Source organism: Kineococcus aridisoli, from assembly GCF_050871885.1.
Lineage (GTDB): Bacteria > Actinomycetota > Actinomycetes > Actinomycetales > Kineococcaceae > Kineococcus.
The window spans coordinates 40,740-53,617 of record NZ_JBJLSF010000021.1; the positions used below are offsets into that span (position 1 = coordinate 40,740).

10 protein-coding genes are annotated in these 12,878 nt (G+C 74.9%); 4 read left to right on the top strand and 6 right to left on the bottom strand.

Features of this window, described 5'->3' with window-relative positions; genetic code table 11:
* The first annotated feature begins 201 nt into the window (after positions 1–201).
* From ACRYM2_RS08330 to ACRYM2_RS08345, 4 genes are all read left to right on the top strand, one after another.
* Positions 202–1,548, top strand: a complete 1,347-nt coding sequence (locus tag ACRYM2_RS08330; RefSeq protein ID WP_432521405.1) for a Gfo/Idh/MocA family oxidoreductase — start codon at positions 202–204, stop codon at positions 1,546–1,548.
* Positions 1,549–1,652: 104 nt separating this feature from the next.
* A complete protein-coding gene (uxaC, locus tag ACRYM2_RS08335) occupies positions 1,653–3,083 on the top strand; it encodes a glucuronate isomerase (RefSeq protein ID WP_432521406.1) in 1,431 nt (476 codons plus the stop codon).
* Positions 3,080–4,237 carry a Gfo/Idh/MocA family protein gene (locus ACRYM2_RS08340; protein WP_432521407.1) on the top strand — a complete coding sequence of 386 codons (1,158 nt, stop codon included), beginning with the start codon at positions 3,080–3,082 and terminating at the stop codon, positions 4,235–4,237. The genes uxaC and ACRYM2_RS08340 overlap by 4 nt, the downstream gene beginning before the upstream one ends.
* Complete coding sequence (locus ACRYM2_RS08345; protein WP_432521408.1) at positions 4,234–5,325, top strand: Gfo/Idh/MocA family protein; 1,092 nt, start codon at positions 4,234–4,236, stop codon at positions 5,323–5,325. The genes ACRYM2_RS08340 and ACRYM2_RS08345 overlap by 4 nt, the downstream gene beginning before the upstream one ends.
* Positions 5,326–5,350: 25 nt before the next feature.
* Here ACRYM2_RS08345 and ACRYM2_RS08350 read toward each other — a convergent pair whose 3' ends face one another.
* The 6 genes from ACRYM2_RS08350 to ACRYM2_RS08375 all read right to left on the bottom strand — a co-directional run bounded on the left by ACRYM2_RS08350 (position 5,351) and on the right by ACRYM2_RS08375 (position 12,623).
* Positions 5,351–6,484, bottom strand: a complete 1,134-nt coding sequence (locus ACRYM2_RS08350) for a dienelactone hydrolase family protein (protein WP_432521410.1) — start codon at positions 6,482–6,484, stop codon at positions 5,351–5,353.
* A gap of 2 nt (positions 6,485–6,486) precedes the next feature.
* A complete protein-coding gene (locus tag ACRYM2_RS08355; protein ID WP_432521411.1) occupies positions 6,487–7,998 on the bottom strand; it encodes a mannitol dehydrogenase family protein in 1,512 nt (503 codons plus the stop codon).
* Positions 7,998–9,617 carry a UxaA family hydrolase gene (locus tag ACRYM2_RS08360; RefSeq protein WP_432521412.1) on the bottom strand — a complete coding sequence of 540 codons (1,620 nt, stop codon included), beginning with the start codon at positions 9,615–9,617 and terminating at the stop codon, positions 7,998–8,000. Before ACRYM2_RS08360 ends, ACRYM2_RS08355 begins: the two co-directional genes overlap by 1 nt.
* Positions 9,614–10,645: a LacI family DNA-binding transcriptional regulator gene (locus ACRYM2_RS08365; protein ID WP_432521413.1), complete on the bottom strand. Its 1,032-nt coding sequence runs from the start codon at positions 10,643–10,645 to the stop codon at positions 9,614–9,616. Before ACRYM2_RS08365 ends, ACRYM2_RS08360 begins: the two co-directional genes overlap by 4 nt.
* Positions 10,646–10,815: 170 nt before the next feature.
* Positions 10,816–11,652, bottom strand: a complete 837-nt coding sequence (locus ACRYM2_RS08370) for an ABC transporter permease (protein ID WP_432521414.1) — start codon at positions 11,650–11,652, stop codon at positions 10,816–10,818.
* Positions 11,649–12,623, bottom strand: a complete 975-nt coding sequence (locus tag ACRYM2_RS08375; protein WP_432521415.1) for an ABC transporter ATP-binding protein — start codon at positions 12,621–12,623, stop codon at positions 11,649–11,651. Before ACRYM2_RS08375 ends, ACRYM2_RS08370 begins: the two co-directional genes overlap by 4 nt.
* Positions 12,624–12,878 lie beyond the last annotated feature (255 nt).

Consider the following 12,878-nt stretch of genomic DNA (forward strand, 5'->3'; position numbering starts at 1 on the left):
GCGGCACACCGGCGGCGGTGCGTCAAGCGCTTTCCCGCGCGTTGTCACAAACGTTTTCAGCTGACGGGCGCACAGGCCGCGCCCAGCTCCCACCTCTTCGGCCGCGTCCCTTGACAGGTGGCGGCGCGGAGGAGCTGACTTGGTCGCAAAGGTTTGCAGCGACGCTCACCCGGTGCTGCACCCGACTCGCGGAGGAGTCCCATGCCCGGCCCCACGTCGCCCGCCCGCACCCGCTACGCCGTCGTCGGACTCGGCGGGCGGGCCCAGATGTACGTCCGCGCCCTGGCCCGCACGCACGCCGACCGCAACGAGCTGGTGGCGTTCTGCGACGCCAACCAGACGCGCATGGACGCGCACAACAAGGCCCTGCGCGACGAGCACGACCACGACCCGGTCCCCACGTACGCGGCCGCCGACTTCACCAGGATGCTCACCGAGCAGCGGGTGGACGCCGTGGTCGTCACGACGGTCGACAGCACCCACGACGAGTACATCGTCGCCGCGCTGCAGGCCGGCTGCGACGTCGTCACCGAGAAGCCCATGACGATCGACGCGGAGCGCTGCCGGCGCATCCTCGAGGCCCAGCGGGCCTCGGGCCGCAAGGTCACCGTCACCTTCAACTACCGCTACAACCCCGCCCACGCCAAGGTCCGCGAGGTCATCGCCTCCGGCGCGATCGGCGAGATCGGCTCCGTCCACTTCGAGTGGCTGCTCGACACCCGCCACGGCGCCGACTACTTCCGGCGCTGGCACCGCGACAAGGCCAACTCCGGCGGTCTCATGGTCCACAAGGCCACCCACCACTTCGACCTCGTCAACTGGTGGATCGCCTCCGCGCCGGAGACGGTGTTCGGCCTGGGCCGGCTGTTCTTCTACGGCGACGAGAACGGCGCCCGCCGCGGGCTGGCCCGCGGCTACGAGCGCGCGCACGGCGCCCCCGAGGCGGCCGACGACCCCTTCGCCCTGCAGCTGGACTCCTCGCCGAACCTGACGGCGCTCTACCTCGACGCCGAGCACGAGGACGGCTACCACCGCGACCAGAACGTCTTCGCCCCCGGCGTCACGATCGAGGACGACATGTGCGTGGCCGTCCGCTACCGCAACGGCGCGACGATGAGCTACCACCTCACCGCCTACTCCCCCTGGGAGGGCTACCACGTGGTGTTCAACGGCAGCGGGGGCCGTCTGGAGCTGGACGTCGTCGAGAACGCCTTCGTGGACCCGGTCACCGCGAGCCGGGCGCCCGGCGAGGCGCTGCACGGCGTGGACGGGCACGCCGCGGACTCCGGCGCCGGCACCCGGCTGCTCCTGCGCCGGCTGTGGGAGCAGCCGGTCGAGCTGGAGCTGCCCGACACCACCGGCGCCGGCCACGGCGGCGGCGACGAGCGCATGCTGGCCGACATCTTCGGCGAGCCCGCCGGGCCCGACCCGCTCGGCCGGGCCTCCACCCAGCTGGACGGGGCGCGCTCCCTGCTCACCGGCCTGGCGGCGAACCGCTCCTTCGAGACCGGGCTGCCCGTGCGGGCGGACGACGTCCTGGCCCTGTGACGGTCCGCCCCGGCTCCTCCCGGCCGACTCCCCCGGCCGACTCCCCCGACCGACTCCCCGACCGACTCCCCGACCGACCACGCCCGCGAGCCACCGGAGACCCCGTGCGCCCCCTCACCCTCGACGACGACCGCCTCCTGCCCGCCGAGCCGGGGGTGCGCGCGCTGGCCCGGGAGATCTACGCCCAGGTCCGCCACCTGCCGATCATCAGCATGCACGGGCACGTCGAGGCCCAGGTGCTGGCCGACGACGAGCCGTTCGACGACCCCGCCCGGATGCTCGTCGTCCCCGACCACTACGTGACCCGCATGCTCGTCTCCCAGGGCACCCGGCCCGAGGACCTGGGTCTGCCGCGCACCGACGGCGGGCCCGTCGAGCAGGACGGGCGGGAGGTGTGGCGCCGCTTCTGCGCGGGCTGGCACCTGTTCCGCGGGACCCCGAGCAGGTACTGGCTCGAGCACGAGCTGCACGACGTCTTCGGCGTGCGGGTGCAGCCCTCCCCCGAGAGCGCGGACGAGATCTACGACCAGCTCGCCGAGCGCATCGCGAGCCCGGGGTTCAGGCCCCGGGCGCTCTTCGACGCCTTCGGGGTGGAGCTGCTGGCCACGACCGACGCCCCCTCCAGCCGGCTGGAGCACCACGCCGCCATCGCGGCCTCCGGCTGGTCGGGCACCGTCGTGCCGACCTTCCGGCCCGACGCCCTCGTCCACCTGGACCGCCCCGGCTGGAAGCAGGACGTCGAGGAGCTGGCGGAGGTCTCCGGCGAGGACGTCGGCAGCTACGACGGCTACCTCGCCGCGCTGCGGCGACGCCGGGAGCACTTCGTGGCGATGGGGGCGCGGGCCACCGACCACGGGCACCTCAGCGCCGACACGACACCGCTGGAGCGCGCCGACGCCGAGCGCGTCTACGCCGCCGCCCGCGCGGGGGCGGTGAGCACCGCCGACGCGGCCGCGTTCGCGGCCCACATGCTCTTCGAGATGGCCCGCATGAGCCGCGACGACGGCCTGGTCATGCAGATCCACCCCGGGGTGCTGCGCAACCACGACCCGGCGGTCCACGAGCGCTTCGGCCCCGACAAGGGCTTCGACATCCCCGTCGCCGTCGACTTCGTGCACGGCCTGCGCCCGCTGCTGTCGGAGTTCGGCTCCGACCCGGCCTTCCGCTGCGTCCTGTTCACCATCGACGAGACGACGTTCTCGCGCGAGCTGGCCCCGCTGGCCGGCGCCTACCCCTCGGTGCGCCTCGGGGCGCCGTGGTGGTTCCTGGACTCGCCGCTGGCCATGCGCCGCTTCCGCGAGGCCGTCACCGAGACCGCCGGGTTCTACAACACCTCCGGCTTCGTCGACGACACCCGCGCCTTCGCGTCCATCCCCGCCCGCCACGACGTGGCGCGCCGCGTCGACAGCGGATTCCTCGCCTCGCTGGTGGCCACCGGCCAGCTGGCGCTGGAGGAGGCCGTGGAGACCGCCGTGGACCTCACCACGACCATCCCGCGCGCCGCGTACGCCCCCCGCGACGGAGCGGGCGCGTGATCCGGGTCGCCGTCGTCGGCACCGGCGGCATCTCCGAGTCCCACCTGCGGGCCTACTTGGCCTTCCCGCAGCGCTGCACCGTCGTCGCCCTCAGCGACGTCCTCCCAGAACGCGCGCAGGCCCGCAAGGAGGAGTTCGGCCTCGAGCAGGCCGGGGTGCACGCCTCGCACCGGGAGGTGATCGCCCGCGGGGACGTCGACCTCGTCAGCGTCTGCACCCCGCCCTCCACCCACGAGCAGATCAGCGTCGATGCGCTGAACGCCGGCGTCAACGTGCTGTGCGAGAAGCCCATGGCCCCCTCCCTGGCCGCCTGCGACGCCATCCTGCGCGCCGAGCAGGGCAGCGGAGCCTTCTTCTCCTCGGTGGCGCAGAACCGCTTCCGCGACGACGTGGTCCGGCTGAAGACCGCCCTGGACTCCGGCCTGACCGGACCCGTCACCCACGTGCAGGTCGACTCCGCCTGGTGGCGCGGCCTGGGCTACTACGACATGTGGTGGCGCGGCACCTGGGAGCAGGAGGGCGGCGGCTGCACCCTCAACCACGCCGTCCACCACGTCGACCTGCTGCTGTGGCTGCTGGGCGCCCCGCAGTCGGTGACGGCCGTGCTCACCAACGCCGCCCACGAGAACTCCGAGGTCGAGGACCTCTCCGTCGCGGTCCTGGCCTACCAGCGGGCCCTGGCGACCATCACCAGCTCCGTGGTGCACCACGGCGAGCGCCAGCGGATCGTCGTGCAGGGCCGCCGGGCCAGCGTGGGCCTGGACGGCGAGGTGCTCGCCGAGCTCGCCCAGCCCAACGGCTTCCCGGCACCGCAGGGCGATGCCGACCTCGTGCAGCAGCTGCAGGCGCTGGCCGCCGCGCACCGGCCGCTGGCGCACACCGGCCACCGGGGACAGGTCGACGACGTCCTGAGCGCCGTCGAGACCGGCCGCCGCCCCGCCGTCGACGGCCACGACGGGCGCCGCACCATCGAGCTCATCACGGCCATCTACCAGGCCGGCATCGAGCGCCGCACCGTCGACCTCCCGCTGGCCGGGGGCGACCCGTACTCCCGGCCGGGGACGCTGGTCGAGCGCGCACCGCGCTTCTTCACCAAGACCGCCTCCGTCACCGACCTCGCCGGCTCCATCACCGTCTCGGGGGTGGCCCGGTGAGCGCCGCCGACGGCGGCACCTACGCCCCCGCGCCCCGGCCGGCCCCCGTCGTGGCACCGGGTGAGTTCGTCATCGCCGCGATCGGCCTGGACCACGGCCACATCCACGGCATGTGCGAAGGCCTCATCGGGGCCGGCGCCACCCTGAGCTGGGTCTACGACCCGGACCCGGCGAAGGTGCAGCGCTTCCGCGAGCGCTTCCCGCAGGCCCGCGCCGCCCGCAGCGAGGCCGAGGTGCTCGACGACCCGCGGGTGCAGCTGGTGGCCGGCGCGGCCGTGCCCGCGCAGCGGTGCGCGCTGGGCCTGCGGGTGGTGGCGGCCGGCAAGGACTACTTCACCGACAAGGCACCGCTGACCACGCTGGAGCAGCTGGCCGCCGCGCGCGAGGCGGTGGCGCGCACCGGGCGCAAGTACGCGGTCTACTACTCCGAGCGCGTGCACGTGGAGACGGCCGTCTTCGCCGGGCAGCTGATCGAGCAGGGCGCGATCGGGCGGGTGCTGCAGGTCATCGGCCTGGGACCGCACCGCCTCAACGCCCCCAGCCGGCCGGGGTGGTTCTTCGAGAGGGAGGCCTACGGCGGCATCCTCATCGACATCGGCAGCCACAACGTCGACCAGGTCCTGCACTACACCGGCGCCAGGAGCGCCCGGGTCGTCAACAGCCAGATCGCCAACTACGCCCACCCGCAGCACCCCGAGCTCGACGACTTCGGAGATGCGAACCTGGTCACCGACACCGGGGCGACCGGCTACTTCCGCTGCGACTGGTTCACCCCCGACGGCCTGCAGACCTGGGGCGATGGACGCAGCTTCATCCTGGGCACCGAGGGGTTCATCGAGCAGCGCAAGTACGCCAACATCGGCACCCAGGACGGGCCGGGGCACCTGTTCCTGGTGAACGGGCAGGGCGAGCGGCACTTCCACCTCGACGGCGAGGTGGGCTACCCGTTCTTCGGCCAGCTCGTCCTGGACTGCCTGCAGCGCACCGAGACGGCGATGAGCCAGGAACACGCGTTCACGGCGATCGAGCTCGCCGTCCGCGCGCAGCTGACGGCGACGGACCTCTCACCGCTCCCCCGGGAGCGGTGAGGGCGGCCGGGTCGGCCGGGGAGCCTCAGCGCGCCAGGTGCAGCTCCAGGAACTCCCACGCCTGCTCCTGCATCGGGACGTCGAACCGGTGCCCGCCGGGGTGCTCGGCCCCCCGGTAGGTCCCGGTGGCCGCGTGCCGGGCCAGCAGGCGCTCGTGCGCGGCGCGCATCCCGGCCGGCGGGAAGAGCGGGTCCTGCAGCGCGTACTGCACGAGCAGCGGGCGCAGCGCGGTGAGGTCCGGGAGGTCGGCGAAGCGGGCCAGTCCCGGTGAGTGCAGCAACCACGAGTGGGTGTCCAGGTAGCGCCCCACCAGCGCCGAGGTCGTGGAGAGCATGCAGGCGACGACGTGCGCGCGCACGCGCTCGTCGAGCGCCGCCAGCAGCAGCGCGCGCCCGCCGCCGCCGGAGAAGCCGAAGGCCCCCAGCCGGTGCGGGTCGGTCCCGGGCAGCCCGGCGAGCACGTCGAGGGCCAGCAGGTCCTCGAACACGACCGCTCCCGCGAACGTCGTGCCCAGGACGCCGGCCGCCTTGGCGAGGGTCTCCTCGTGCAGCTGGGCGTGCGCGTCGTAGCGCTGCGCGGGACCGGCCTCGATCCCCTGCGCCGCCCAGCTCGCCTCCAGGGCCGCGAGCCAGGGCGCCCACTTCGGCGAGGGCCGCGTCAGCGGGAACCGGCGGCTGCCCCAGGAGAACGCGTCGTGGACCAGGACCGCGAAACCCCGCCGCGCCAGCGCGTTCGCCGCGGCCCGTCCGCCGTAGCCGGCGAAGCGCGGTGCACCGGCGTCCTGCGGGGGCGAGCCGTCGTCGACGAGCTTGGCGGCGCCGGTCCACTTGGCGCCGCCGTGGCAGTGCAGGCCCAGCACCCCCGGCAGCACCTCGTCGCTGCCCGCCGGGCGCAGCAGGGACGCCCGGGTGCGGGGCCCGAAACCCACCTCCCACGACAGGGTGGTGACGTCGACGTCGCCGACCCTGCGCGACCCCTCCTCGCGCACCCGCGGGGGCGGTGGCCGGCGCGGCAGCCCCAGCACCGCGGCCAGGTCGGGCGGGCCGCTGCGCCGCGGCAGTTCCCGGTGCAGGAAGGCGGGCCAGTCCTCGAACCCCTCCAGGGCGTCGACGGGGCCGTCGGGCTCGTCGGGGTCCGCGGGACCGGCGGGGGCGCCCACCCTCAGCTCGCGACGCTCTCGCGGACCGCCCCCGCCACCCCGTCGCGGGTCAGCGCCTCCAGCGCCTGTCCGACCAGGGCGCGGAAGCGGTCGTCGGCGGGCAGGTCCGCGCCGAACACCTCCGGCAGGCCCAGCAGCGCGTCGACGACGGCCGCGGGGGAACCCGCACCCGCGGTGACCTCCGCCAGCCGCGCGGCCAGCGGGTCGTCGACCGGCAGCGGCGCGCCGGTCTCGGAGCGCGCGGTCGACACGTACCGCATCCAGGCGGCGACCCCCAGGCAGGCGGCGCGGGGTTCACGACCGGCGGCCAGGGCGTCCGAGATCGTCCCCAGCAGGCGCTGCGGCAGCTTCTGGCTGCCGTCCATCGCGATCTGCAGGGTGCGGTGGCGCAGCGCCGGGTTGGCGAAGCGGTCCAGCAGGTCGCGCTGGTAGCGCGCCACGTCGAAACCCGCCGGCACCGCCAGCGTCGGCACGACGTCGCGGGCCATGAGGCGGGCGACCAGCGCGGCGATCCCGTCGTCGGCGACGGCGTCGGCCACGTGCTCGTGACCGGCCAGCAGACCCAGGTAGGCCAGCGTGGAGTGGCTGCCGTTGAGCAGCCGCAGCTTCATCGCCTCGTAGGGCGCGACGTCGTCGGTGAGGACGGCACCGGCGCGCTCCCACGCCGGGCGCCCGGCGGCGAAGTCGTCCTCGACGACCCACTGGCGGAACGGCTCGGTGACGACGACGCCCTCGTCGCGCAGCCCGAGCAGGTGCTGCACCTGCTCGCGGTCGGCGGCCGTGGTGGCGGGCACGATCCGGTCGACCATCGAGGACGGGAAGCGCACCGACTCCTCGATCCACCCCCGCAGCCCGTCGCCGCCGGGCAGGGCCGCGCAGAAGTCCGCGACCAGACCGCGCAGCACCGCCCCGTTGGCGGGCAGGTTGTCGCAGGAGAGCAGGGTGATCGGGCCCGCGTCGGCCGCGCGGCGCGCGGCCAGCCCCGCCACGAGCTGCCCGACGACGGTGCGCGGCGCCCGCCCGGCCGGCCACCCGTCGAGATCGGCGGCCACGTCGGGGTCCGCGCGCCGCAACCGGCCGGTGGCGGGGTCGTGGCGGTAGCCCTTCTCCGTGACCGTCAGCGTGACCAGCCGGGTCGTGGGGGCGGCGAGCAGGGCGCGCAGGCGGTCGGCCTGCTCACCGGCGAAGAGCAGCTCGCGTACGGCGCCCACCACGCGCGCCGCGCTGCCGGCGGCGTCGTGGGCGAGCACCGCGTACAGCCCGTCCTGCGGGCCGAGCTGCTCCACGACGGCGCGGCTGCGCTGGGTCACGCCGCAGATCCCCCAGTCGCCGCCGGCGGCGGTGACGGCGTCCTCGGTGTAGACGGCCTGGTGGGCCCGGTGGAAGGCGCCGATGCCGAGGTGGACGATGCCGACGCCCAGCGCGGCGGGGTCGACGCGCGGGCGCAGGTCGCGGGGGACGGCGTCCAGGGTGGCCAGCGAGAGGCGGGCCGCCGACGCGGTGGGGGCGCTCATCACATCACCGCCCCGAGCTGCCACGGCTGGAACTCCTCGTCGCCGATCCCCAGCTCCTCGCTCTTGCTGCGCCGCCCCGAGGCGACCTCGAGCACGAGCTCGAACAGCTCGCGGCCGGCCTCCTCGAGCGTCTGCTCGCCGGTCAGGACGCGCCCGCAGTCGACGTCCATGTCGTCCTCCATGCGCGTGAACACCTCGGAGTTCGTGGCGAGCTTGATGCTCGGCGCAGGTTTGCAGCCGAACACCGAACCGCGCCCGGTGGTGAAGCAGACGACGTTGGCGCCGCCCGCGACGAGCCCGGTGACCGAGACGGGGTCGTAGCCGGGGGTGTCCATGAAGGCGAAGCCCTTGGCGGTGATCGGCTCGGCGTACTCGTACACGGCCTCCAGCGCGGCCGAACCGCCCTTGGCGACCGCCCCGAGGGACTTCTCCAGGATGGTCGTCAGCCCGCCGGCCTTGTTGCCCGGCGAGGGGTTGTTGTCCATGCTCCCGCCGTGGGCGGCCGTGTACTCCTCCCACCAGCGGATGCGCCGCAGCAGCTTCTCGGCGACCTCGGGGTCGCGGGCGCGCCGGGTCAGCAGGTGCTCGGCGCCGTAGACCTCCGGCGTCTCCGCGAGCACCGAGGTGCCCCCCTGGGCCACGAGCAGGTCCGAGGCGATGCCGAGCGCCGGGTTGGCGGTGACCCCGGACCAGGCGTCGCTGCCGCCGCAGTTGAGGCCCAGGACCAGCTCGGAGGCGGGCACGGGCACCCGCCGGGCGGCGTCGACGAGCGGCAGCAGCTCCCGGACGCGCTCCACCCCGGCCTTGACGGTGAGGGTGGTGCCGCCGATCTCCTGGATCGTCATGGCGACGACGGGGACCTCCGGCGGCAGGTCGAAGCCGGAGGTGAGCGCCGCGACCTGGTTCACCTCGCAGCCGAGGCCGATGACGAGCAGCGCCGCGAAGTTGGGGTGGCGCGCGTAGCCGGAGATGGTGCGGCGCAGCAGCTGCGCCCCCTCGCCGCGGGCGTCCATGCCGCAGCCGGTGCCGTGGGTCAGCGCGACGACCCCGTCGACGTTCGGGTACTGATCCAGCGCCCCGGGCCAGCGGAAGGTGTCGGCGATGCGCCGGGCGGCGGTGGCCGAGCAGTTCACCGAGGTGAGGACGCCGATGTAGTTGCGGGTCGCCACCCGCCCGTCGGCGCGGACGAACCCGTCGAAGGTGCGCCGCTCGGCCGGCGGCACGAGCAGCCGGGGGCGGGCGTCGACGCCGACGGCGTAGCCGTCCCGGCCCGCCTCGGCGCTGCCGGCGCCGGCCTGCGAGGCGGTGAAGGCGAGGTTGTGGACGTGGACGTGCTCGCCGGCGGCGACGGGTTCCGAGGCGAGGCCGATGAGCTGGCCGTACTTGCGCACCGGCTCGCCGGCGGCGACGTCGCGCAGGGCGACCTTGTGCCCGGCGGGGACCTCGGAGCGCAGCGTCAGCGAGCCGGCCTCCCCCACCGCGGCGAGGTCGACGACGGTGCCGGCGGCGAGCGCCTCGCGGGCGACGGCGACGGTGTCGCCGGGGGCCAGGCGCAGCAGCGGCGCGACGGCGCCGGCGGGCGCGGGCGCGGGGGTGGGCGCGGGGGTCGACGTCGTCACGAGAGGGCCTCCAGTCGGGCGGGGACGCCGGCGCGCACGGCCTGCGGCAGCGGCGGGACGGTGGTGGAGCGGACGACCAGCTGGCACTGCAGCGTGCGCGCGGCGTCGGAGTGGTGCTCGGGGCGGGCCAGGACGTCGAGCAGCAGCTCCACGGCCGCCCGCCCGGCGGTCTCCGTCGGCATCCCCACGGTGGTGAGGGCGGGGGTGGTCATGGCGGACATCTGGATGCCGTCGAAGCCCACGACGCTCATCTCGGCGGGCGCCACGACGCCGCGGACGGCGAGGCGGTTGAGCACGCCGAGCGCCATGAGGTCGTTGTAGGCCAGCACGGCGGTGGCCCCGCTGGCGAGCACGAGGTCGGCGGCGGGCAGGCCCGCCTCGAAGGTGGGCGGGAAGGGCCCGATCTCGACGGCCTCGACGCCGCTGGCGGCGGCGGCCTCGCGCAGGCCGCGCAGCCGCTCGGCGGAGGACCAGGAGCGCACGGGGCCGCTGAGGTGGGCGATGCGGCGGTGGCCGAGGGCGGCGACGTGCTCGACGGCCTGGCGCATGCCGTCGGCGGAGTCCATGAGCACGCTGGGCAGCCCGGCCTTGCGGCGGTTCACCAGCACCATGGGCGTCGACCCGGCGCTGCGCTCGAGCTCCTCGTCGCTCATCCGGGCCGAGCACAGGACGATGCCGTCGACCTGCTTGCCCATGGCCGCGACCAGCTCGGCCTCCACGCGGGAGTCCTCGGCGGAGTCGGCGAGGAAGACGACCTGCCCGGCCTCGCGGGCACGGGCGTGGGCGCCCTTGAGCACGGCGCTGAAGAAGGGGTTGGCGACGTCGGGGACGACGACGCCGATGTTGCCGGTGCGCCCGGTGATGAGCCCGCGCGCAGCCCGGTTGGGCTGGTAGCCGAGCTCCTCGGCCACCGCCAGGACGCGGTCGCGGGTGCTGGCGCGCACCAGGTCGGGCACCGCCAGGGCGCGCGAGACGGTCGAGACGGACACGCCGGCCCGGCGGGCCACCTCGTGGATGGTCACAGCCATGCAGCACCCCCGACGCCGTTGTTGCTGCTCACAGTGCAAAGGTTTTCATCGACTGTCAAGCTCCTTTCCGCGGCCGCCGCCGGACCGGACCGGGCGCCCGGACGCCGGAGGGCCCGCCGACCACTCCCCCCTGGGTGGTCGACGGGCCCTCCGGCGCGCGGAGCGCTGGCTCAGACGTCGCGCTTCTTCAGCACCAGCGCGCCCAGGCCGAGCAGCACCGCGATCCACACCGCGAACAGGGCCAGCCCCGCGGCCGGCTCGAGGTAGGCGCTCTGGTCGGTGACGCCGAGCGCGTTGATCGTCGTGTTGGTGAAGTAGTACTCGCGGATCGTCTCCCCGCCCCAGGACTCCGGCACCGCCATGAGCAGCAGCGGCACGACGAAGATCGCCGCCAGGACGGTGCAGATGGCGCCCGCGGAGTTGCGCAGCAGGGCGCCCACGGCCAGGCCGGACAGGGCGAAGCCGGTGAGCATGGCGACGTGGCCCAGCAGCGCGCGCACCACGTTCTCGTCGCCGAGGGAGGCGCCCACGCCCTCGCGCTCCAGGACGGCCTGGCCGAGCAGGAAGGCCAGGAGGACGCCGACGCCCATGACGACCGCGACGGAGACGGCCAGGACGACGGCCTTGGCCGCGTAGACCCCCAGCCGGCCGGGGGCGGCGGCGAAGGAGGTGCGGATCATCCCGGTGGAGAACTCGCCCGCGATGACGATGACGCCGACGGCGGCGACGATGAGGCTGGCCATCTGGGCGCCCTGCAGGCTGGCGGACACCGGGTCGAAGCCCTGCGCGGCCATCTGCTGGGCGGTCTCCGGGTCGGCGAAGGACGAGGCCGTGGCCCACGCCAGCAGGACCCCGAGGCCGACGATCGCGACGAAGGCCACCGCCATGGTCACGACGATGGAGCGCACGCTCCAGAACTTGATCCACTCCGAGCGCAGCAGGCCGCCGAAGGTGACCCGGCGCTCGACCGGCGTGAACTGCTGCTGCTCCAGGGCCACGGCGCTCACCGGGCCACCTCCTCGGGGGTGCGGTCGGGGACGGCGGCGACGGTGGGCTGCGCGCCGTCCGCGGCGGCCCCGTGCGCCTGGTACTCCACGGCGCTCGCGGTGAGCTCCATGAACGCCTCCTCCAGGGAGGCCTTGACGGTGGTCAGCTCGTGCAGCGCGACCCCGCGGGCGGCGGCGGCGTCGCCGATGGCGGCGGCCGACATGCCGCGCACCTCGAAGGCCCCGTCCTGCACCGGGTGCAGCGTCCCGCCGCCGTCGACGACGAGGTCGGTCAGCTGCGACACCTGCGGCGAGCGCACGGTGACGCCGCGCGGCTGCACGCGGTCGATGAAGGACTGCACGCTCTCGTCGGCGATGAGCCGGCCCTTGCCGATGACGACGAGGTGCTCGGCGGTCAGCGCCATCTCGCTCATGAGGTGCGAGGAGACGAAGACGGCCCGGCCCTGCTGGGCCAGCTCCTTCATGAGGTTGCGGATCCACAGGATGCCGTCGGGGTCGAGCCCGTTGACCGGCTCGTCGAACATGACCGCCGCGGGGTCGCCCAGCAGGGCGGAGGCGATGCCGAGGCGCTGCCCCATGCCCAGCGAGAAACCGCCCGCGCGCTTGCGGGCGACCTCGCGCAGGCCCACGAGGTCGATGACCTCGTCGACGCGCGAGGTGGGGATGCCGGCCGTGGCGGCCATGGACTGCAGGTGCCGGTAGGCCGAGCGCCCGGTGTGCACGGCCTTGGCGTCCAGCAGCGCGCCGACCGCCGACAGCGGGGCGCGGTGCCGGGCGAAGGGGCGCCCGTCGACGAGGACCTGCCCGGCCGTGGGCCGGTCCAGGCCCATGACCATCCGCATGGTGGTGGACTTGCCGGACCCGTTGGGTCCGAGGAACCCGGTGACGATGCCCGGGCGCACGGTGAAGCTGAGGTCGTGCACGGCGACCTTCTTGCCGTAGACCTTCCGCAGGCCGACCGCTTCGATCATGAGCAGCCCTTCGAGTCGTGGTCGTGACGCCGCGCGAGGCGCGCCGCCGGGGTACGACCCGATCGTGGCCGCCGGGGCGCACGGGCCGCATCCATCGACCGGCTCACCCCGGCTACGGCGCAGGGTGCACGGGCGCGCGGCCGCCGACCGCCCCAGGGAGGGCGCCGCACCGACGGAAGTGATCACGGGGCCGCGGGCGCGGGCCGCCCGCCGCACGCACGAGCGCCCGGCCCCGCGGGTGCGGGACCGGGCGCT